Below are 20,454 nucleotides of genomic sequence, written 5' to 3' on the forward strand. Positions count from 1 at the left end.
GCTGTCCTGAGCTCTACGCGGAACGGGGGCGGCGCAGCAGTGCCTCGATCTCGCCGCGGTCCGTCTTCAGCTGGGCGGCGTCGGGCCGGGCCGGCCACGGGGTCAGATCGGTGACGATCGGTGGTGCGGCGCGCAGCAGGGTGACGGCAGTGCCAAAGGGCAAGGTCCGCAGCCGGTCGGGCGGGAAGACCGACACCCGCCGTACCGAGCGTTGGTTCTGCCGGGTGCCGTGATCGCCGAGGGTCACACTGTCGGTGTACTCGTCGCGCTCACCGATCAGCGAGGAGAGGTCTTGGAGATCTTTGCTGTTGGAGGCGCCGCCGAGGATGATCTTCACGATCGAGGCGTCCCAGATCGCGTTCGCCTGGTTCTCGTTCCACTTGTCGCGGGCTTGGGCGAGGGATTGCAAGACGGGCACGCAGGTGATGCCGGTGCCGCCGCCTTCGGCCATCAGCACCGGCAGGCTCGGCAGCGGTGCGAGATTGGCTATCTCATCCAACGCGAGCAGCACCGGCGGGTCCAGCCGGGCTCCCGGCGAGCGGGCCGCGATCCGGCGAGCGGTCTCCACGAGGTCTTCCACCAGGGCGGCCACCAGCGCGGCGGATGCGCCGGCACCGGCGCCGGTGGCGAGCAGGAACAGGGTGCCTTTGTCGCGGATGAACCGTTCGGGGTCGAAATCCTCGCCGGGGCCGGGGCTGACAGCATCGAGCACCCGCGGGTCGGCCAGCGCACCCAGGGCGAGGGACACGCCCTGCCAGATCGAGTCCCGCGTGCGGGGGTCGGCGTCGATCATGGATTCCAGCGAGTCCGCCCAGCCGGTCGCCGCGTCGGGGTGGTTGGTGAGGATCGCGACCGCCTCGGCCGCCGCCGAGGGGTCGAGAGTCCACCGGAACAGCTCTTCCGGGCTCCGGTGGTCGAGGGCGGCGGCGTGCAGCAAGGCTTGGAGAGCGGTGCGGGTCTTCCCCTCCCAGAACCCGCCGGACTCCACCCCGCCCGCCGACAAACCGGTAGCGGAGGCGAGGCCGGTGGCGCGGATCATCGCCGTGAGCGGGTCGGCGCAGCCGCGGATGGGTGACCAGCGCATCCCCGCCGGCACGCCCTCGGCCAAGTGTTGAGGGTCGAACACGGCCACGGGCCCGATCCGTTTGCGGGCGCGCAGAGTCGCGGTGAGGTTGTCGGGCCGGGTGCTGGTGGTGATCACCGCGCCGGGAGCATCGAGGATCGCCGGGATCACCACATGCAGGCCCTTGCCGGAACGGGGCGGCCCGATCAGCAGGATCGAGTCTTCGACCGATGCCCATACCTCTTTGCCCTTGCTGGTGCCGAGCCGGTACCCCACGTCTGCCGGTGTCGGGTTGTCCAGGGAGGGGCGGAGGTTCGCGGCGCGTTGGAGCAGCGCCCGCGCTGAGGCCGTGGTGGTGATCTCATGCGAGGTGGCGATCCCGGCGGTGGTGTGCGGGTCGGTCTCGACCTTGCGGGCGTGGCGGCGCAGCCGCACCCACACCCAGCCGCCCGCGGCGGCGAGAGCGGTGAGCAGCACGACGGCGACCGTCCAGTAGGCGAACGGATGCAGCCCGTCCGCGTCGAGCGCGGCGGCGGGGTCGCCGGGCCGGAACAGCACCCCGACCCCGGCCGCCGGCCCGGCCGCCGGCTGGTCGGTGCCGGTGAGGAACGCGGCGATGCTACCGGCGGCGCGCAGGATGAGCGCGAGGCCGAACAGGCCGACCAGTCCGATCATGGCGGCGTTGGTCAGCTCGTCGCCGAGGCTGCCGGTCTGCCGTCCCTGCGACGCCATGCTCATCGCAGGGTCTCCACGACGATGGAGCCGGAGATACGCCCGACCAACACCACCTCATCCGCCCCTGAGCCGACGAACCGCGCCGGGTCGAGCAGGGCGCGGGCGGTGCCGTCGCCGGTGGCATCGGTGTGGGAGACGATGACTGCGACCGCCACGTCCTCGCCGGGCACGAACCCGTCCCCGGTGACCTCGACCAGCACCGGCCGGCCCGGCGTGCGCTTCTCCTTCTTCTGCGGCACCGGTTCGGCGGCGGCGGGCTTGCGGGGCGCGGCAGGGATGAGGTCGGTGAAGCTGGTGCCGTCGGCCTCGTGCACCTCGACCCGCACCGGCACCGCCCGCTCATCACTGGCCTGGTCGATGATCTGCGGGAACATCTTCCGCGACCACGCCCCGGTGTTCTCCGGTGGCGGGTGCGGGGCGCCGTTGATCGTGACGGTCATCGACCCGTCCGGCTGGACGTCCAGGACGACGGATCGCAATGACACCGGTGCGGACGCGGCCGGAGTGGGGCTGGTGGGGTTCTTTCTCATGCCCGCCAGGTGCGCCCCGCCCGTCCCGCGCCGGACACGCATGTTCACGCGAACCGTCAGAGCTTCCGACAGACCTTCAGGAATACTGACGAACCGTCAGCCACAGTGAAGAACCGTCAGAAATCCGGGGAACTTGCGGGGGTTTATCTCTAGAGCCGCAACTTTCTGACCGAGGTTCATGCCTCGCAGGTGCGCTCCGCCCGCCGCCGCAACGGACTTACCGCTTGTCGAGAATTCTGACGAACCATCATGATTCCTGACACTTTTGCAGTATTCTTGATGCATGGTCATGATTCGTGAAGCTGCGGAGTGATGAAGCTCGCTGCGGTTCGGAGTGTCGGAACTGCCAGGGGCTGGCGGTCCGAGGAGGATGCTGCCGACTTCGAGCAGGAGATCATCGACCAGTACGCTCTCGCGATGGCTGCCGCCGGGCTCAGCGACGGCTACATCGCGCAGTCCAGAGCAGTCGTGTTCGAGTTCCGTCACCATCTCGACGTCCCGCTGTGGCAAGCAAGGCCCTCCGACGCGGACGCTTTTCTGGCCGGGCTACGTCGGGCTGGGTTGGCGGTCACGACGCGGGCGAGCAAGGCGGGTGCGATCGCGCAGTTCTACGACTTCGCCATCGCCCGCTACCAGGGCGACATCAATGCGCTGACCGATTGGGTGATCGAGCAGCCCGTCGACGAGTACAACCGGCAGTCGGGCTCGTCGCTGGGCAAGGTCCGTGTGCCTCCGTCCGATGCGGAGATCGGCCGGCTCTTCGGCGGGTGGGCCGCCTCGCTCCAAGATGAGCGACGTTATCTGCCCGCCGCGAGGAACTACTTCGCTGCGTCGCTCTGGCGCAGGGTCGGGGTGCGCATCACGGAGAGCACGAAACTCGACATCCGTGACTGGCGGCCCGATCTCGGGGCGCTGGGTAAGCTGCATGTCCGGTTCGGGAAAGGCTCGCGGGGACGAGGGTCGAAGCAGCGTCTGGTGCCTGCGATCAACGGGGCGGACAAGCTCATCGACTGGTGGCTCGGCGATGTGCGACACCGCTTCGGCCCCGACTGGGACAACCCGGATGCCCCGATGATCCCGTCCGAGCGGTTCGACCACGAACTCGGTCGTTCCTGGCGGGCCAGCGACGACGTGCTCCGGCGGGGCCTGACCCGAGCGACTGAACGGTTCTTGCCCGCCTGGGCCGGAGGACGGATGACGCCGCATGTGCTCCGCCATTACTGCGCGTCATCATTGTATCTGGCGGGCATGGACTTGAAAGCGCTGCAAGAGCTGCTGGGGCACCAATGGCTCTCGACCACGACGCAGTACATCCACGTCCCGGGCGAGCACGTCGAGGACTCGTGGATGCAAGCCAACCAACGGCTGGAAGACCGATTTGAAGGGATGACCACGCGATGAAATGGAACCTGCGAGTCCAGGCCGCCGAGCGCGGCATCTGGAAGTCGGCGGAACTGCGGCGGATGCTCGCCGACGCCGGGCTAGAGATCAGCCAGGGCAAGATGTCCGGGCTGTGGACGGGCACGCCGACCACGATCCGGCTGGACGATCTCGATGTCATCTGCCATGTCCTCGCCTGCAAGCCAACTGATCTGCTGGTGCCCGAGCCCGAGAAAGTCCGAGCACGCAAGCCCGGCACCCGTCGGCGGGTAGAAGCGAATGGGAGCACGAATATGGTCGCGCCCCGGTTCGGTCCGAAGAACGATCGGCCGCCGCCGCCGCTATGAGTCCGGCACGCGGCCCAAACGGACCCTTGAGTCCGCCGTTGCCCTGCACCGCGTGCGGGGTGAGGCCGGCCGCGTGGCTCACACCCCGAATCGACTTCTGCTACGACTGCATCCCCGGCGGCCCGTTCACACCGCCGGCCTGTAGCAAGTGCGGATCAACCGAGTATTACAGCCAAGGACTCTGCGCCCACTGTCACCCCGGCAGCCCCGGCTTCATCGGCTGGGACTGCCGCACGCTCAGGTGACAGTTGGGGTGTCAGGCCGCGAGATCCACGGCGGGGTTCATGATGGTCTCGTATTCGATGGGGGTCAATCGGCCCAGGCGGGCCTGTCGGCGACGACGGTGGTAGGTGCGTTCGATCCAGGTGATGATCGCGATGCGGAGCTCTTCTCGAGTCCGCCAGCGCTTGCGGTCCAGGACGTTCTTCTGCAGCAGCGCGAAGAAGGACTCCATCGCGGCGTTATCTCCGCCGGCACCGACTTGGCCCATCGATCCGATGAGGTGATGACGGTTCAGGGCGTGCACGAACTTCCGTGACCTGAACTGAGATCCGCGGTCCGAGTGCACGATGCACCCGGCGGCGTCACGACGCCTGGATATCGCGTTGTCCAGGGCGTTCACCGCGAGGCGAGCCTTCATCCGGTCGCTGATCGAGTAGCCCACGATCCGGCCGGAGAACACGTCTTTGATCGCGCAGAGATAGAGCTTGCCCTCATCGGTCCAGTGCTCGGTGATATCCGTCAGCCACAGTTCGTTGACGTCATCGGCGGAGAAGTCCCGCTTCACGAGATCGTCGTGAACCGGCGGGCCAGGGCGTTTCCCGTCTTCGCCCGCTTCTTCCCGAACACCGACCACCATTGGTTGTCCCGGCAGATCCGCCACGCGGTCCGCTCACTCATCACCTCTCCCGCTTCCGCGGCCTCTCCGACCAGGAACCGGTACCCGTACTCGGGATCGTCGCGGTGGGCGTCCAGCAGGGCGTTGGCACGATACGCCTCGACGAGTTCGGCCCTGGTGAACTGCTGTTTCCGCCAGCGGTAGTAGGGCTGACGGGAGAGCTTCAGGACCCGCAGGGACACCGCGACAGGGATCCCGTCGCAGGCGAGCTCGCTCACGAGCGGGTACCACCTTTTCCCGGCAGGTTCGCCTGGGAGAGGTAGGCCGCGGCACGGCGGAGGACCTCGTTCTCCTGCTCGAGCAGCCGGATCTGCTTGCGCGCCTCGCGCAGCTCGGTCGACTCTTCCCGGCTCCTGCCGGGGCGGTTGCCGTCGTCGATGTCAGCTTGGCGGATCCATTTGTGCAGCGTCATCTCGTGGACGCCGAAGTCCTTCGCGATCTGCGCGAGAGTGACGCCATCCTCACGGGACCGGGCCACGCGCACGACGTCCTCGCGGAACTCCTGGGGGTAGGGAGCGGGCATGGTGCACATCCTTCCAGGCCGCCCAGCGGGCAAGCCAGATCAGATGTCACCTATCCGTACGGCAGTCCCTATCGGGCCGGAGGCAATGCATGACCTCGTACGTGTTGTTCATCAAGATGAAGCCGTCCGACGCCATCGCTCCGGCAGAAAAGACAACCTGATCGTCTCCAAGGGCTTCCAGGAGTTCTGCGTTGTCGTCTCCGTGCACCAGATCGCCATAGAGGAACTTTCGCGCGATCTCGTTATCCCACGCATCGATACGCGGCCCCGGTGCATCCGGATCGATGGGCGCTTGCATGATCCGCATCCGACGAACCGGGTACTTGCTCCACCCCTCACGCAACTCACCTATCCGCTCCCTGTTGACGGCGTCTTCCGGAGGGCAGAAGAAGTCGAGGGCCGCCATGACGGTTCTCCACGCCAACCTGTCGCCCTTCTTGGACAGCGTCAGGGGGCGTATCAACGTGAGAGCGTAGGCGACTTGCTCTTTGGGAGGAATCACCTGGCGCAAATCTCGCACAGAGGTTTCGCCGGTGGTCTTATCGAGCACGAGGTTCATATGGAGCTGTTGCCCGAGCTTGAGGGCGTCTTCGCGCTGAGCAAGTCCGCATGAGAACAGTTCGTCCGCACGACGCTTGAACAGCCGCAGAGTCTGGAGGTGCTTGCTCGCCACCGGATCGCTGTTCTCATCGGCCACGCGGTCGCACTCCTCGATGTCGGTCGGATGCTCGGTGCGCACCTCTCAGAGACCAGAAGCTGAGGGAGGAACCGTGCCTACATTCTATGATCCCGTCGCCGACGCTGAGGAAGCGTCGCAGGCGTTGCGCGGTCTGGCGCACGCCAGCCGCGACTTCGCCCATCCCGAGGACGCCTACACGATGATGGGGAACCTGCTGTCCGGGGTGCGTTCCATGCAGCAGTCCCTCGCGCAGATCGCCCAGCAGCACAACCGGCACGAGGGCCGCGCCTTCGATGACCACGGCGACCAGGCCGCGGGCATCCGGGACGCCCACCAGGCCGCCAGGCAGCTCTTCGACGCGGCCGCCGGACTCGATGCGGTGGAGGAACGGCTGAACCTCGCCATGCAGGCCGCCGGGCGGATCGCCTGGCACCCCGCACCCGGGCCGCCCGCGCCATCGGCCGCCGCGAGCCTGGAGCGGGGGCCGAGGCGGTCTCGCGGTGGGTGAACATCGTGTTCCTCCAGGGCGAGGAAGCCGACGCGGTGCTGTCGATGATCGACCGCCACGGCCCGGACGCCGCAATCGAGCACCTGTCCGGCTTCGACTACGGCGCTGAGACCACCGATGCGGCGATGGAGAACGGCTATGTCTACGACACCCTCCCCGCCGGACCGTTGGACCAGGAGGCTGCCGCCGGCGAGTACACGCTGACCTACAACCCCGACATGGGGCACGTCGGCCTCTACCGTCGCCACCCGATCCCGCCCGAAGACCGCCTCGACCCCGAATCCCACACGGCTGGGCCCATCGGCCCGAACGTCGGCGGCGCTGCAAGCGCGGCGGGAGCGTCCGGCGGGCTTGCGGCAGGAGCGGGAGGCGCCACCGGGGCCGCCGCGTCCCGGTCGACCAGAGCGCTCGGGGCATCCGCTGCGGCGGCTGGCGGGCGCAAGGCTCCGGCTGCGGCCGGGAAAGGCCGACCGGCGAAGACCGACGGGTCGTGGTTCACCCATCCCGGCGTCGCGGCCGTCAAACGCGACCGCGGCCTCGGCCTGTAAGCGGTGCCCCGCCGTGAACGGTGCCGTCGCCCCGGTCACGGGGTGGCGGTGCCGTCGTGTGTGCGGGCCGGGCGCACCTGACCGGCATCCCTGTCCGCTCCGCATCTCGGGAGGTCCCTGGTGCCCACCTTCTCCTATCCCACCGCCTACGCCGCCGAAGCCGCCCGGAATCTGCGCGCCCTCGCGAGCGCCGGCCAGCTCACCGAAGCGGGGGCGCCTGCGATCATCGCGGACCTTCGCGATGCGACCGCGGCGATGCGGCTGGTGCTCGACCGGCTCGCCGCCGCTCACACCATCCCCGGTCACCCCACCGCGCTGGAGGCCGGTGATGAGCTCCATCAGGCCGGCACCGCCCTGGACGAGGCTAGAGGCCGGCTGGCCGGCGCGGCTCGCGCCGCCGACGAGATGACCCGCATAGACCCGGCCGGGGCGCCTGCCGCCGGTGGCGTCACGCGGGGTCGGGGGTGGGGGCTGTGAGCGAGAAGGAGCGCCTGCACACCGCCGTTCTGGTCGCCCCGGCCGCGGAACGTCGTCGGCTGCGCAAACAGCGTCGCCGTGCCGCCGCAGAGTTGCAGGCTGAGCAGCGCCGGCAGGAGGTGGCCGCCGCGAAAGCGAAGGCCGGCGCCGAACGCGCCGAACGCAAGGCCACGCAGTATCTGCCGGCTGCCGGGGAGGCGGGGCCGGTGGCGTTGCGGACCCCGGGCCGGTTCCGGTTGCCTCGCCATCAGGACACCTCCGCGACGTTGGCGGCGCAGTATCCGTTCCTGGCCGAAGGGGGCCTGGGCAGCGAAGGCGTGTTCGTCGGCCAGAACCTCTACTCGGGCGCCAGCTTCGTGTATGACCCGTGGGTGCTCTACCAGGCTGGGATCATCACGGCCCCGAACGTGGTGCTCGCCGGGATCGTCGGCAGCGGGAAGTCGTCGCTGGCCAAGAGCCTCTACACCCGCTCGCTCCCGTTCGGGCGGCGGGTGTACGTGCCGGGCGACCCGAAAGGCGAGCACACCGAGATCGCCCGCGCGGTCGGGGGCCGGGCGATCCAGCTCGGCCACGGCCTGCCCACCCGCCTCAACCCGCTCGATGAGGGCTACCGGCCGACCGGGCTCAGCGATGCGCAGTGGGCGACGACGGTCGCCTCCCGCCGTCGTGACCTGATCGGCGCGCTGACCGAGACGGTGCTGACCCGGCCGATGACCCCGCTGGAGCACACCGCGATCGACACCGCCCTGACAGCGACGGTTCGGGAGAACGACGTGCCGATCCTGCCGATGATCGTCGACCACCTCCTCACCCCGTCGGACGACCCTGACGGGCGGCTGGCGGAGGACGGCCGGATGGTCGGGCACGCGCTGCGGCGTCTGGTCGCCGGCGACCTGTCCGGGCTGTTCGATGGGCCGTCGACGGAGGTGTTCGATCCGACGTTGCCGATGGTGTCGCTGGACCTGTCGCGGGTGACGGAGAACGCCACGCTCATCTCGGTGCTGATGACCTGCTCCAGCGCGTGGATGGAATCGGCGCTGCTGGACCCGAACGGCGGACAGCGGTGGGTGATCTACGACGAGGCCTGGAGATTGATGAGCGAGCCGGCGCTGCTGAAGCGGATGGACGCGCACTGGCGGCTGGCCCGCGCCTACGGGATCAGCAACATGCTCATCTTCCACAAGCTCACCGACTTGGAGAACGTCGGCGACCAGGGCTCGGCGATGCGCTCGCTGGCCAACAGCCTGTTGGCGAACGCGGAGTCGCGGATCATCTACCGGCAAGAATCCGACCAGCTCGGCACCACCGCGAAGACCCTCGGCCTGACCGGCACCGAACGCTCCCTCCTGCCGACCCTGGGAACCGGGCAGGGGCTGTGGCGGATCAAGGATCGCTCCTTCGTCGTGCAGCACCAGCTCCACCCCGACGAGTACGACCTGTTCGACACCACCGCCCGCATGAGCTGAATTCCCCGCAAGTTCAGGAATCCTGAAGTCGATTTGGCGTGAAGATGCGGGTTGAGAGGTCGCTGGGGCAGGTGTGAGTGTGCATGTTCACGGAAGATGCAACCTCAGCGTGGCTTCCTGCGGGATCAGCAGGGGTGCGGCGTTCGACGAGGATGGTGTCGCGCCAGCGGCCGGCGTGCGGCCCGTAGTCCATGCGGGCGATGCGTTCTCGTCTGCCGACGGTGCGGAATCCGGCGCGCTCGTGGAGACGCAGGCTTGCGGTGTTCTCGGGGAAGATTGAGGACTGGACCGTCCAGATGCCCGCGTGGTCGGCGACGGCGAGGAATGCGGCCAGGAGCCTGGAGCCGACGCCCTGTCCTGCAGCATCCGGGTGGATGTAGATCGAGTGTTCGACGACGCCCGCATAGGCGGTCCGCGTTGAGGTGGGGGCCGCGGCAACCCATCCGTTGACCCGATCTGCGGAGTCGAGGGCTACCAGGCTCAGCTCGGAGCGTTTGCAAGTGATGAACGCGGCCCAGTTCGCGGGCGGCACAGCTTCGAAGGTGGCGTGCCCGGTGGCGATCCCGGCTTGGTAGATGCTCGCGACCTCGGGCCAGTCGGACTCGACCATCGGCCGGAACCGGGACTCTGGCATCAGGAGAGGAACGCCCGCGCGGCAGTGGCGAGCGTGTCGGTTGTGGGCTGGTAGTAGGCCCACTTACCGCGTTGCTCGCGGGTCACGAGTCCGGCTTCGACAAGGAGCTTCATGTGGTGTGACACGGTCGGCTGCGACAGTCCGACGGGTTCGGTGAGGTCGCACACGCACATCTCGCCCTCGCTGCTGCCGACGATCATCGCCATGAGCTTGACCCGGGTGGGGTCGCCGAGCGCTTTGAACACCCGGGCGAGCTGCTGTGCGGTCGCATCGTCGAGCGGTTGCCCCGGGATGCAACAGGTCGAGGCTTCGGGGGTGCTCTCGATGGTCGCGGGGGTGTTCATGGCTCCATTCTGCCCTACGCATTGACATCTGTCGATACGTGAGGCAGGCTTGCTCATATTGAAGAACGTCAATGTATGGAGGTTGGGTATGGTTTCCGTCGTCGTTATCGGTGCAGGCCCGCAGGGGCTCGCAGCGGCCGCGCATCTACTGGAACGCGGACTGAACCCGCTCGTGCTGGAGGCCGGTGATGGTCCGGGGGCAGCTGTTGCGGAGTGGGGGCATGTGCGGCTGTTCTCGCCGTGGACGGAGCTCACCGATGCGGCGTCTCGTCGCCTGCTGGAGCCGACGGGGTGGGTGGCGCCGGAGAAAGGCTATCCGACCGGGGCGCAGTGGATCGAGGGGTATCTCGCCCCGCTTGCGGACGCGCTGGGCGACCGGGTCCGGTATGGGGCTCGTGTGGTCGGAGCGGCGCGCAAGGGGCGGGATCTCGCGGTCGATGCCGGGCGAGCGGAGCAGCCGTTCGTCGTGCACGTCCGCCGCACGGATGGTGGGCAGGAGCGGATCGAGACCGACGCGGTGATCGACGCGTCGGGCACCTGGTACACCCGGAGTCCCGCGGGTGCTGACGGTCTCCCCGCGCTCGGTGAGGAGGCTGCAGTCCATGCGGGGCTGGTGGAGCATCGCATGCCCGCGATCGAGGATGCCCTGGGTTTGGCTGGTCAGCATGTGGTGGTGGTCGGCAACGGTCATTCTGCGGCGACGACGATCGGGATACTGTCGCGGGTAGCGAAGCGGGTGCCGGGGACGCGGATCAGCTGGGTGCTGCGCCGCGGCACGGTCGGCAATACGTTCGGCGGCGGGAGCGGGGACGAACTGCCCGAGCGCGGTGCGCTGGGTCAGCGGGCGAAGAAGGCGGTCGAGGACGGGCTTGTGGATCTCGTCACCGGGTTCCGTACCGAAGAGGTGGCGGTCGAGGACGGGCAGGCTGTGCTCCTCGCGGAGGACGGCCGCCGTTTGGAACCGGCATCGCGCGTGTTCGTCGCGACCGGGTTCCGGCCTGACCTGTCGTTCCTGTCCGAGATCCGGCTCGATCTCGACATGCGGTTGCAGGCTCCGGCGAAGGTCGCTGTCGAGGTGGACCCGAACCTGCATTCGTGCGGCTCCGTCCGTGCCACGGGAGCGGCGGACCTCGCACACCCGGAGCCGGGCTTCTACATCGTGGGGGCGAAGTCGTACGGGCGGGCGCCGACGTTCCTGGCTCTGACCGGGTTCGAGCAGGTCCGCAGCGTCGTTGCGGCGATCGCCGGCGACCGTGAGGCGGCCGCGCGCGTCGACCTCGTCCTGCCGGACACAGGGGTGTGTGGCGGGTCTGGCCTGTTCGACGCCCCGGACGATCAGGCGGCCTCGGACTCGTGCTGCGCGCCCGCGCCGCAGCTGGTCCAGATCGGCGCGAGGACCACGAGATGAGCCGGGGCCGCCTGCTGATCGTCGGCGGCGGGCAGTCCGGCCTCGCCGCAGCCCGCACCGGACGCGTCCGGGGCTGGGAACCGGTCGTCCTGGAGGCCGGTGACGAGCCGGTCGGGTCCTGGCCGCGCTACTACGACAGCCTGCGCCTGTTCTCCCCACGCCGGTTCAGTTCCTTCCCCGGGTACCCGTTCCCCGGCGACCCGGACGGCTACCCGGGCCGCGACGAGGTCGTCGAGTACCTGCGCGGATACGCCGACCGGCTCGGCGTCGAGGTCCGGACCAATGCCCGCGTCGTCGACGTCACCGCCGACGGGCCGGCGTTCACGGTGGAGTTGGCTGACGGGAGCAGCCTGGTCGGTGACGCGCTCATCGCCGCTTCCGGTTCGTTCGGCAATCCCCACGTGCCGGCGATCCCCGGCAGGGGGCATTCGAGGGGCGGGTTCTGCATGTGGCCGACTACCGGTCGCCGGAGGAGTTCGCCGGGCAGCGGGTCGTGGTCGTCGGGGCGGGCAACTCCGCCGTGCAGGTGGCCCACGAGCTCGCCGAGCACGCGGAGACGTCGCTGGCGGTGCGGGACCGGGTGCGGTTCGCGCCGCAGATGATCGCCGGACGCGACCTGCACTGGTGGCTGCGCCTCACGCGCGCCGACCTGCTCCCGCCATCGGTCCTCGAACGGCTCGTCACCGGCACCCCGGTGATCGGGACCGACACGTACAAGCGGGCGCTGGAGGCGGGCCGGCCCGACCAGCGGCCCATGTTCACCGCGTTGTCCCCGGACGGGGTCGTGTGGCCTGACGTCTCCCGGGAGCAGGTCGACGCCGTGATCTTCGCGACCGGCTACCGGCCGCACCTGACCTACCTGACCTCGTTTGGCGTCCTCGACGGGGCCGGCAGGCCCCGGCACGACCGCGGTGTCTCGACCGCGCTGCCGGGGCTGGGCTTCCTCGGTGTGGAGTTCCAGCGGTCGTTCTCCTCGAACACGCTGCGCGGGGTGCACCGCGACGCCCGGCACGTCGTCGACGCCCTGACCAGGCTGCCGCGGGGTGCCGCCGTTGCCTGAGCCCGGACCCCGCCCATCGCTGGGAGCGGTGCTGGCGGCGCTGTGCGTGACCGAGATCGTCTCCTGGGGGCTGCTCTACTACGCCTTTCCGGTGCTCGCGCCGCGGATCAGCGCCGACACCGGTTGGTCCTCGATGGCCGTCACCTCGGCGTTCTCGGCGGCACTGGTGGTCTCGGCGCTGGTCGGGGTCCCGGTCGGCCGCGTCATCGACCGGCGCGGACCGCGGCTGGTCATGACGGTCGGGTCGGTCCTTGGAGTCCTGGCTCTCGTGGTGATCGGGACGGCAGGGAGCCTGCCGGTCTTCGTCGCCGGGTGGGTGCTCGCCGGGGCCGCGATGGCCGGGGTGCTCTACCCGCCGGCGTTCGCCGCGGTCACCGGCTGGTTCGACGCACGCCGTCTCGGGGCGCTGGCCACGCTCACGCTCGTCGCGGGCCTGGCCAGTACGGTCTTCGCGCCGCTGACGGCGGTCGCGGGCGAGCAGCTGGGCTGGCGGGCGACCTACCTGTGGGCGGCAGCCACCCTCGCCGTCGTCACAGTGCCGGCCCACTGGCTCCTGCTGCGACGCCCCTGGCCCGCGCGCGGGCATCGCGACGCGCCCGCCGCCGACAGCGCCCATGCCGTCGCGGTCCTGCGCAGCGCGCGGTTCTGGCTGCTCACGGGCGGTTTGACCGCGGCGTCGCTGGCCATGTACACGGGCCTGCTGGCCCTGGTCCCGCTCATGCTCGAGCGCGGCCTCGACGCCCGGGCCGCAGCCTGGGTGCTCGGCCTCGGAGGCGTCGGCCAGGTCGCCGGACGCCTCGTCTACACCGGCCTGGCGCACCGGGCCTCGCTGACCGCGCGCACCGCCGCCGTGTTCATCCTGGTGACTGCGAGCACGCTGGTCCTGGCCGTGGTGCCGGGCCCGGTGGGCCTGCTGATCGCGGCGTCGATGCTCGCCGGAGTCGGCCGCGGGATCGCCACGCTGCTGCAGGCGACCGCGATCACCGACCGCTGGGGAGAGCGCGCCTACGGCCACCTCTCCGGCGTCCTCGGCCTCCCGGTCCTGCTGGCCGCCGCCCTCGCCCCGTTCGCCGGGGCCGTCCTCGCCGAGGTGACCGGGAGCTACGCGAGGGCATTCGCCGTCCTGACCGCCCTGGCTGCAGTCGGGACGGCCCTGATGATCGCCAGCGTGTGGACGAGGGCCTGCGCGGAGCAGCCACTCCTCCCGCCGCGTGGCGTTCATAGTCGAGGTTGAGGTCATCGGAGCCGACAATAGGTCAGCATTCACTGTATAATTTAGCGTATGCTGACTATTGCTTCGCGTCTCGACGTCATGAACCGGCTGGGCCGGGCCATGGCGGACCCGACGCGCTCCCGGATCCTGATGACCCTGCTGGACGGCCCGAGCTACCCGGCCGTGCTCTCGCGCGAGCTGGAGCTGACCCGGTCGAACGTGTCGAACCACCTGACCTGTCTTCGCGACTGCGGGATCGTGGTCGCCGAGCCCGAGGGTCGGCAGACGCGCTACGAGATCGCCGACCCGCACCTCGCGGCGGCGCTCACGGCGCTGGTGGACGTGACGCTGGCCGTGGACGAGCACGCGCCGTGCGTGGACGCCGAGTGCACGGTGCCGGGCTGCTGCGGGACGGGAGCGGGCGCGTGAGCGCGGCGTGCGGCTGCGACGAGCCCGACACCCAGGTCGCTGAGGAGGCCGAGGAGGAGCGGGAGCGTCCATGGTGGCGGGACCGCGGGATCATGGTCCCGGTGCTCTCCGGCGTCGCCTTCGGCACGGGCCTGGTCCTGGAATGGACGGGCGCGGAGATCCCGGCGCTGGTGGCGTTCTGGATCGGCCTGCTGCTGGGCGCGTCGACGTTCACGCCCGGCGCGGTCCGGAAGCTGTTCACGGGCAAGCTGGGCATCGGGCTGCTGATGACGATCAGCGCGGTCGGCGCGGTCATCCTCGGCTACGTCGAGGAGGCCGCGGCGCTGGCGTTCCTGTACTCCATCGCCGAAGCGCTGGAGGACAAGGCCATGGACCGCGCCCGCGGCGGGCTGCGGGCGCTGCTCAAGCTGGTCCCGGAGACCGCGACCATCCGGCAGGACGGCGCGTCCGTGGAGGTCGCCGCGAAGGATCTGGCCGTTGGTCAGCTGATGCTCGTGCGTCCGGGTGAGCGGATCGCGACCGACGGGATCGTGCGTGCGGGCCGGTCGAGCTTGGACACCTCGGCGATCACCGGGGAGTCGATCCCGGTGGAGGTCGAGCCCGGCGACGCGGTGTCGGCCGGGGCGATCAACACCGCCGGTGCCCTGGAGGTCGAGACGACCGCGGCGGGCACCGACAACTCGCTGACCACGATCGTGGAGCTGGTCGAGCAGGCGCAGGCCGAGAAGGGGGACCGTGCCCGCCTGGCCGACCGCATCGCCCGTCCGCTCGTGCCCGGCGTGCTGATCCTCGCCGCCCTTGTCGCGGTCATCGGCTCGCTGCTGGGCGACCCGGAGCTGTGGATCACCCGCGCCCTCGTGGTGCTCGTCGCCGCGTCGCCGTGCGCGCTGGCGATCTCCGTCCCGCTGACCGTCGTCGCCGCGATCGGCTCGGCGAGCAGGTTCGGCGTGATCATCAAGTCCGGTGCCGTGTTCGAGCGGTTCGGCGTGATCCGCCACGTCGCCGTCGACAAGACCGGCACCCTCACCCGCAACGAGCCCGCCGTCACCGCCGTCCTCACCGCCGACGGCGTGACCGAGGCGCAGGCCCTGGCCTGGGCGGCATCCCTGGAGCAGCACAGCACCCACCCGCTGGCCGCCGCGATCACCGCCGCCGCACCCGGAGCCCCCGCCGCCCTGGAGGTCACCGAGCAGGCCGGGCACGGCATCGAGGGCACCCTCGACGAGGCCCGGGTCACCGTCGGCAGCCCCCGCTGGCTGGACGCCGGGACGCTCAAGGACCAGGTCGCCGGCCTGGAGGAGCAGGGCATGACCGTCGTGATCGTGCACCGCGACGACGTCCCGGTCGCCGCGATCGGCGTCCGCGACGAGCTGCGACCCGAAGTCCCCGAGGTGGTCCGCACCCTCGCCGCCCAGGGCGTCGGGATGACCATGCTCACCGGCGACAACGCCCGCACCGCCCGGGCGCTGGCCGCGCAGGCCGGGATCGAGGACGTGCGCGCCGAGCTGCGCCCCGAGGACAAGGCCGCCGCGATCACCGAGCTGGGCAAGCACGGCTCGGTCGCGATGATCGGCGACGGCATCAACGACGCCCCCGCCCTCGCCGCCGCGGACATCGGCATCGCGATGGGCGCGACCGGCTCCGACGCCGCGATCGAGTCCGCCGACGTCGCCTTCACCGGCCACGACCTGCGACTCCTCCCGCGAGCGTTCGACCACGCCCGCCGCGGACGGCACATCATCAACCAGAACATCATCCTGTCGCTGCTGATCATCACCGTCCTGCTGCCGCTGGCCCTGTTCGGCGTGCTGGGGCTGGCCGCGGTGGTGCTGGTGCACGAGATCGCCGAGGTCGTCGTCATCCTCAACGGGCTCCGCGCGGCTCGGACCCGAAAAGAGCGGATCGCATGAAGGTCGAACTGTTGCACATCCTCGACTGCCCGAACACGGACATCGCCGAAGCCAACGCGCGTGCTGCGCTGGACGCTATCGGATTTGTGGACGTGGCCGTCGAACTGGTAGCCATCCGGACCGAGGCCGAAGCGACGAATTCTCCGTTCGGAGGATCACCCACGCTCCTCGTCGACGGCGTCGACCTGTTCCCGACCGCACCGGTCCGCTCGCTCGCGTGCCGCGTCTACTCGACGGAAAGCGGATTCGCCGGAGCGCCCACGCCGGAGCAGATCGAAGCAGCGCTGCGAGGCGCTTCTCGATAGAGCGACAACCACTGGGGACGCAATTAGCGGGCCACACCCGCGGCACAACGATGTTCCCCGCATGGATTGAGCTCCCTCAAGAGCATGGGAGAGGCAAGCGCCGATGTTGCTTGCCCCTCCGGCGCTCACACTCCCTCAGACGAGCAGCTCTGCCAAGAGCGCTTCGATGCGCCCCTTGATCTCGTCGCGGATCGGGCGCACCGCCTCGATGCCCTGTCCGGCGGGGTCGTCGAGCTTCCAGTCCTCGTACCGCTTGCCCGGGAAGAACGGGCAGGCGTCGCCGCAGCCCATCGTGATCACCACGTCGGAGGCCTGCACCGCCTCGGTGGTGAGCACCTTCGGCTGCTCGGCGGTGATGTCAATCCCTTCCTCGCGCATGGCTTCGACGGCCACGGGGTTGATCTGCTCGGCGGGCATGGACCCGGCCGAGCGGACCTCGATGCGGCCTGCGGCGAGGTGGCGGAGGTAGCCGGCGGCCATCTGGGAGCGGCCGGCGTTGTGGACGCAGACGAACAGGACAGAGGGCTGCTGAACGGTCATGATCTTTGGCTTCTTTCAGTCGGTGAGGGTCGCGAGGAGGGCGCGGACGCGGGACTCGATGTCGTGTCGGATCGCGTCGACCCCTTGCGGGGAGGCGAGGGCGGGGTCGCCGACGGCCCAATCCTCGTAGCGGACACCCGGGATGATCGGGCACACGTCGCCGCAGCCCATCGTCACCACAACGTCCGCGGCGCGGACGGCGTCGTCGGTCAGCGGCTTCGGGAACGCATCCCGAGCCTCCTGCTCGCCTTCGATCTCGACGAGCAGGGAGCGCACGTGCGGGTGCAGGTCCGACGCCGGGGTCGAGCCTGCGGAACGGGCGATCACTCGGCCGTCGGCGAGCTGGTTGACGATGGCGGCGGCGAGCTGGGAACGGCCCGCGTTCTGCACGCACACGAACAGCACCTGCGGCACCCCCGAAGACCGATCCCGGGTGAGGTCGGCGAGGCGCTGGCGGGCGAAGCGCTCGGTCAGCGGGATCATGTGCTGCGTCAGCTTCGCCGACCGCACCAGGCCCGCGTAGGACTCGCGCACGATCGCGATCACGACATCACGGTGCAGCCCGGTCAGCTCGTTGGCCAGTTCCTCGGCGAGCCGGGTCACGCGGGCGTCCATCTGCCGCAACGCTTCAACTCGCGCCTGAGCGTCCTCCGGCTCGTCGGCGACTGCCGCTGGTGCGAACGCGTCGAGGAGTGCCGCGACGGCGCGCTGCTTGCCCGGCGCGATCCGGTACCAGACCCACGTACTGCGCCGCTCGGACCGCAGCATCCCGGTCTCCTTCAACACCTTCAGATGGTGGGAGACGGTCGGCTGGGACACGTCGGCGAGCTCCGCGAGATCGCACACGCAGGACTCGCCGCGCGGGTCGGTCGCGATCGCGGACAGCATCCGCAGCCGCAGCGGATCCGCCAGCGCCTTGAGCGCCCCGGCCACAGTCGCAGCTGCGTCGGCGCCGATCGCGTGCATCGCGGAGGGCGCGCACGCCTCGGCGTCGGGAAGGACAGCGGTGTCGGTCATGACGTCCTCGATTCGATCGTGGATTCGGTGGTGTAGGGGTCGGTGCGGAACCAGGCTTTCGCCGCCCAGAGCGAGACGTAGACCAGCCCCACCAACACGGGCACCTCGATGAGCGGGCCGACGACCCCCGCCAAGGCCTGCCCGGAGGCCGCGCCGAAGGTGCCGATGGCGACCGCGATGGCCAGTTCGAAGTTGTTCCCGGCCGCGGTGAACGCGAGCGTCGTCGACCGTGCGTAGCCGAGACCGAGGCCCTTGCCGAGCAGCAGCCCCGCGAACCACATCAGGCCGAAGTAGACCAGCAGCGGCAGCGCGATCCGGGCGACGTCCATCGGCCGGGAGGTGACCTGTTCGCCCTGGAGGGCGAACAGCAGCACGATCGTGAACAGCAGGCCGTACAGCGCCCACGGCCCGACCCTCGGAAGGAACGTCTCCTCGTACCAGTCGCGCCCCTTCCGCTTCTCGCCGATCCACCGCGAGGCGAACCCCGCGGCGAGGGGGACGCCGAGGAAGACGAGCACATTCAGCGCGATCTGCCAGACCGAGATCTCCAGCCCTTGCGTGTCCAGCCCCAGCCAGCCCGGCAGGACGGTGAGATAGAACCAGCCCAGCAGGGAGAACGCGACGACCTGGAACACCGAGTTGATCGCCACCAGCACCGCGGTCGCTTCCCGGTCACCGCAGGCCAGATCGTTCCAGATCACGACCATCGCGATGCAGCGGGCGAGCCCGACGATGATCAGCCCGGTGCGGTACTCGGGCAGATCCGGCAGGAAGATCCAGGCCAGGGCGAACATCACCGCCGGCCCCACGAGCCAGTTCAGCACGAGCGAAGAGACCAGGAGCTTCTTGTCTCCGGTGACGGCGGCGGCCTTGTCGTAGCGGACCTTCGCGAGCACCGGATACATCATCACCAGCAGGCCCAGCCCGATCGGGACCGAGATCCCACCGACCTCCATCGCGGACAGCACGTCGGAGAGCACAGGCACGAACCGGCCGAGGAGGAGACCGGCGACCATGGCGAGGCCGATCCACAGCGGCAGCCACTTGTCGAGTGTGGAGAGCCGTTTCGGTGCGGTGCGGGTCACGGTGTCGGTCATGCGAGCAGCTCCTCGATCTTCGTCGCGTAGACGGGCTTCGGGTGCGCGCCGATCAACACGTCCACCCGTTCCCCGTTCCGGTAGAACCCGAGGGTCGGGATCGAGGTCACGCCGGCCGCGGTCACGGTCTCGGGGTTCTGATCGGCATCGACCTTCACGATCTTCACCCGGCCCGCGTACTCACCGGCGAGCTGGTCCAGGATCGGGGCGACCGCCTTGCACGGCCCGCACCAGGCCGCCCAGATGTCGACCACGACGGGCAGCTCGGAGTCGAGCACCTCGGCCCGGAACGTGGCGTCGGTGACGGGGGTGACGGTGCTCATGCGGAAACCTCCAGAACAGGTGCGGAAACGGTGGCGGGAGCAAGGTTCGACAGGTAGTGCTGGGCGTCCTGTGCGGCCGCGCAGCCGGTGCCCGCGGCGGTGATCGCCTGCCGGTACGTGTGATCGACGAGATCCCCGGCCGCGAACACCCCGGCCAGGTTCGTCCGCGTCGACGGGTGCGCGACCCGCACGTACCCGTCCGCGTCGGTGTCGACCTGGCCGGTCACGAGATCTGAACGCGGGTCGTGCCCGACCGCGACGAACACCCCCGTCGCGTCGAGTCTCCGCTCGGTCCCAGTGACGCTATCGCGCAGCGTGAGCCCGGTGACCTGCTCGTCGCCGAGGATCGCGGCGACCTCGCTGTTCCAGGCGACCTCGATCTTCGGGTCGTCCAGCACGCGCTGCGCCATGATCTTCGACGCCCGGAACTCGTCCCGGCGGTGCACGACGGTCACTTTCGACGCGAACCGGGTGAGAAACAGGGCCTCCTCCATCGCGGAGTCTCCGCCGCCGACCACGGCGATCTCCTGGTCGCGGAAGAAGAACCCGTCGCACGTCGCGCACCAGGACACTCCGTGCCCGGACAAGCGGTCCTCCTCGGGGAGGTCGAGCTTGCGGTACGCGGAGCCCATCGCCAGGGCCACCGCCCGCGCCCGATACGTGGCCCCGGCACCGGTCTCGATGATCTTCACGTCGCCGTCGAGGTCGAGGCGGGTCGCGTCGTCGTAGACGATCTGAGCGCCGAACCGTTCAGCCTGCGCCCGCATCGACTCCATCAACTCCGGACCCTGCACACCATCGACGAAGCCGGGGAAGTTCTCCACCTCGGTCGTCGTCATCAACGCCCCGCCCGCGGTCACCGAGCCGGCGATCACGACCGGGGCAAGCCCCGCACGAGCAGCGTAGACCGCCGCGGTGTACCCGGCGGGACCGGACCCGACGATGACCAACTCGACCTCTTGATTCGACATGTATCTATATTGACGCTTATCGAAGCACGCGGCAAGTCGGCGAGGCGCA

The 20,454-nt window shown here is 69.6% G+C and carries 22 protein-coding genes and 2 pseudogenes; 13 read left to right on the top strand and 11 right to left on the bottom strand.

All coding sequences use genetic code 11. The annotated features are described in order from the left end of the window. Nucleotides 1-13: 13 nt before the first annotated feature. The gene (locus QUE40_RS14045; RefSeq protein ID WP_433997089.1) at nucleotides 14-1,795 is read right to left on the bottom strand and encodes a type IV secretory system conjugative DNA transfer family protein; all 1,782 of its coding nucleotides are present in this window, start codon (nucleotides 1,793-1,795) and stop codon (nucleotides 14-16) included. A gap of 2 nt (nucleotides 1,796-1,797) precedes the next feature. Further along, on the bottom strand, nucleotides 1,798-2,370 hold the full coding sequence (locus tag QUE40_RS14050) for a hypothetical protein (RefSeq protein WP_289233092.1): 573 nt from the start codon (nucleotides 2,368-2,370) through the stop codon (nucleotides 1,798-1,800). A gap of 270 nt (nucleotides 2,371-2,640) precedes the next feature. Here QUE40_RS14050 and QUE40_RS14055 point away from each other — a divergent pair, with 270 nt between their 5' ends. Together QUE40_RS14055 and QUE40_RS14060 are read left to right on the top strand one after the other, a co-directional pair. Beyond that, nucleotides 2,641-3,729 (top strand): tyrosine-type recombinase/integrase, encoded by a 1,089-nt coding sequence (locus tag QUE40_RS14055; RefSeq protein WP_198499368.1) that lies wholly within the window; start codon nucleotides 2,641-2,643, stop codon nucleotides 3,727-3,729. Then, nucleotides 3,726-4,055 carry a helix-turn-helix domain-containing protein gene (locus tag QUE40_RS14060; protein ID WP_162228821.1) on the top strand — a complete coding sequence of 110 codons (330 nt, stop codon included), beginning with the start codon at nucleotides 3,726-3,728 and terminating at the stop codon, nucleotides 4,053-4,055. Before QUE40_RS14055 ends, QUE40_RS14060 begins: the two co-directional genes overlap by 4 nt. A 256-nt stretch (nucleotides 4,056-4,311) precedes the next feature. On the opposite strand, the pseudogene QUE40_RS14065 reads toward QUE40_RS14060, so the two are convergent. Further along, nucleotides 4,312-5,476: pseudogene (locus tag QUE40_RS14065) on the bottom strand (IS3 family transposase). 46 nt (nucleotides 5,477-5,522) lie between these two features. Next, a complete protein-coding gene (locus QUE40_RS14070) occupies nucleotides 5,523-6,215 on the bottom strand; it encodes a hypothetical protein (RefSeq protein WP_198499354.1) in 693 nt (230 codons plus the stop codon). A gap of 31 nt (nucleotides 6,216-6,246) precedes the next feature. Between QUE40_RS14070 and QUE40_RS14075 the strand changes: the two genes are divergently transcribed. The 4 genes from QUE40_RS14075 (at nucleotide 6,247) to QUE40_RS14090 (ending at nucleotide 9,154) form a co-directional block, all read left to right on the top strand. Then, nucleotides 6,247-6,663, top strand: a complete 417-nt coding sequence (locus tag QUE40_RS14075; RefSeq protein ID WP_289231360.1) for a hypothetical protein — start codon at nucleotides 6,247-6,249, stop codon at nucleotides 6,661-6,663. Then, nucleotides 6,660-7,211, top strand: a complete 552-nt coding sequence (locus QUE40_RS14080; protein ID WP_289231361.1) for a hypothetical protein — start codon at nucleotides 6,660-6,662, stop codon at nucleotides 7,209-7,211. Before QUE40_RS14075 ends, QUE40_RS14080 begins: the two co-directional genes overlap by 4 nt. A 120-nt stretch (nucleotides 7,212-7,331) precedes the next feature. Continuing rightward, nucleotides 7,332-7,688, top strand: a complete 357-nt coding sequence (locus QUE40_RS14085) for a hypothetical protein (protein WP_162230352.1) — start codon at nucleotides 7,332-7,334, stop codon at nucleotides 7,686-7,688. Then, nucleotides 7,685-9,154 (top strand): ATP-binding protein, encoded by a 1,470-nt coding sequence (locus QUE40_RS14090; RefSeq protein WP_198499356.1) that lies wholly within the window; start codon nucleotides 7,685-7,687, stop codon nucleotides 9,152-9,154. Before QUE40_RS14085 ends, QUE40_RS14090 begins: the two co-directional genes overlap by 4 nt. 13 nt (nucleotides 9,155-9,167) lie before the next feature. Here QUE40_RS14090 and QUE40_RS14095 read toward each other — a convergent pair whose 3' ends face one another. Both QUE40_RS14095 and QUE40_RS14100 read right to left on the bottom strand, forming a co-directional pair. Then, nucleotides 9,168-9,764, bottom strand: a complete 597-nt coding sequence (locus QUE40_RS14095) for a GNAT family N-acetyltransferase (protein WP_162230354.1) — start codon at nucleotides 9,762-9,764, stop codon at nucleotides 9,168-9,170. A 23-nt stretch (nucleotides 9,765-9,787) separates the two neighbouring features. After that, on the bottom strand, nucleotides 9,788-10,132 hold the full coding sequence (locus QUE40_RS14100; protein WP_092918847.1) for an ArsR/SmtB family transcription factor: 345 nt from the start codon (nucleotides 10,130-10,132) through the stop codon (nucleotides 9,788-9,790). 88 nt (nucleotides 10,133-10,220) lie between these two features. Here QUE40_RS14100 and QUE40_RS14105 point away from each other — a divergent pair, with 88 nt between their 5' ends. The 7 genes and pseudogenes from QUE40_RS14105 to QUE40_RS14135 all read left to right on the top strand — a co-directional run bounded on the left by QUE40_RS14105 (nucleotide 10,221) and on the right by QUE40_RS14135 (nucleotide 16,457). Beyond that, nucleotides 10,221-11,540 (top strand): FAD-dependent oxidoreductase, encoded by a 1,320-nt coding sequence (locus tag QUE40_RS14105; protein WP_092918849.1) that lies wholly within the window; start codon nucleotides 10,221-10,223, stop codon nucleotides 11,538-11,540. Continuing rightward, nucleotides 11,537-11,905 (top strand): annotated as a pseudogene (locus QUE40_RS19380) (NAD(P)-binding domain-containing protein); the annotation flags it as partial. The gene QUE40_RS14105 and the pseudogene QUE40_RS19380, both read left to right, overlap by 4 nt. An 83-nt stretch (nucleotides 11,906-11,988) precedes the next feature. Next, on the top strand, nucleotides 11,989-12,600 hold the full coding sequence (locus tag QUE40_RS14115; RefSeq protein WP_289231363.1) for an NAD(P)/FAD-dependent oxidoreductase: 612 nt from the start codon (nucleotides 11,989-11,991) through the stop codon (nucleotides 12,598-12,600). 28 nt (nucleotides 12,601-12,628) lie between these two features. Next, complete coding sequence (locus tag QUE40_RS14120) at nucleotides 12,629-13,834, top strand: MFS transporter (RefSeq protein ID WP_289231364.1); 1,206 nt, start codon at nucleotides 12,629-12,631, stop codon at nucleotides 13,832-13,834. Nucleotides 13,835-13,882: 48 nt separating this feature from the next. Continuing rightward, the gene (gene cmtR, locus QUE40_RS14125; protein ID WP_007633539.1) at nucleotides 13,883-14,242 is read left to right on the top strand and encodes a Cd(II)/Pb(II)-sensing metalloregulatory transcriptional regulator CmtR; all 360 of its coding nucleotides are present in this window, start codon (nucleotides 13,883-13,885) and stop codon (nucleotides 14,240-14,242) included. After that, complete coding sequence (locus QUE40_RS14130; protein ID WP_198499359.1) at nucleotides 14,239-16,152, top strand: heavy metal translocating P-type ATPase; 1,914 nt, start codon at nucleotides 14,239-14,241, stop codon at nucleotides 16,150-16,152. Before cmtR ends, QUE40_RS14130 begins: the two co-directional genes overlap by 4 nt. Further along, the gene (locus QUE40_RS14135) at nucleotides 16,149-16,457 is read left to right on the top strand and encodes a hypothetical protein (RefSeq protein ID WP_013864598.1); all 309 of its coding nucleotides are present in this window, start codon (nucleotides 16,149-16,151) and stop codon (nucleotides 16,455-16,457) included. The genes QUE40_RS14130 and QUE40_RS14135 overlap by 4 nt, the downstream gene beginning before the upstream one ends. Before the next feature lie 135 nt (nucleotides 16,458-16,592). Here the strand turns inward: QUE40_RS14135 and QUE40_RS14140 are convergent, their stop codons facing one another. Genes QUE40_RS14140 through trxB form a run of 5 tightly spaced genes read right to left on the bottom strand, consistent with a single transcriptional unit; the run spans nucleotide 16,593 to nucleotide 20,405 of the window. Further along, nucleotides 16,593-16,997 (bottom strand): arsenate reductase ArsC, encoded by a 405-nt coding sequence (locus tag QUE40_RS14140; protein WP_013864597.1) that lies wholly within the window; start codon nucleotides 16,995-16,997, stop codon nucleotides 16,593-16,595. A 15-nt stretch (nucleotides 16,998-17,012) separates the two neighbouring features. After that, nucleotides 17,013-18,014, bottom strand: coding sequence for a metalloregulator ArsR/SmtB family transcription factor (locus QUE40_RS14145; RefSeq protein ID WP_013864596.1), 1,002 nt, complete (start codon nucleotides 18,012-18,014; stop codon nucleotides 17,013-17,015). Then, nucleotides 18,011-19,111: an ACR3 family arsenite efflux transporter gene (gene arsB, locus QUE40_RS14150; protein WP_162230357.1), complete on the bottom strand. Its 1,101-nt coding sequence runs from the start codon at nucleotides 19,109-19,111 to the stop codon at nucleotides 18,011-18,013. The genes QUE40_RS14145 and arsB overlap by 4 nt, the downstream gene beginning before the upstream one ends. Further along, nucleotides 19,108-19,434 (bottom strand): thioredoxin, encoded by a 327-nt coding sequence (gene trxA, locus QUE40_RS14155; protein WP_198499360.1) that lies wholly within the window; start codon nucleotides 19,432-19,434, stop codon nucleotides 19,108-19,110. Before trxA ends, arsB begins: the two co-directional genes overlap by 4 nt. Continuing rightward, a complete protein-coding gene (gene trxB / locus QUE40_RS14160) occupies nucleotides 19,431-20,405 on the bottom strand; it encodes a thioredoxin-disulfide reductase (protein ID WP_162230359.1) in 975 nt (324 codons plus the stop codon). Before trxB ends, trxA begins: the two co-directional genes overlap by 4 nt. Nucleotides 20,406-20,454 lie beyond the last annotated feature (49 nt).

The organism is Barrientosiimonas endolithica, from assembly GCF_030296655.1.
In the GTDB taxonomy this organism is placed as follows: Bacteria; Actinomycetota; Actinomycetes; order Actinomycetales; family Dermatophilaceae; genus Barrientosiimonas; species Barrientosiimonas humi.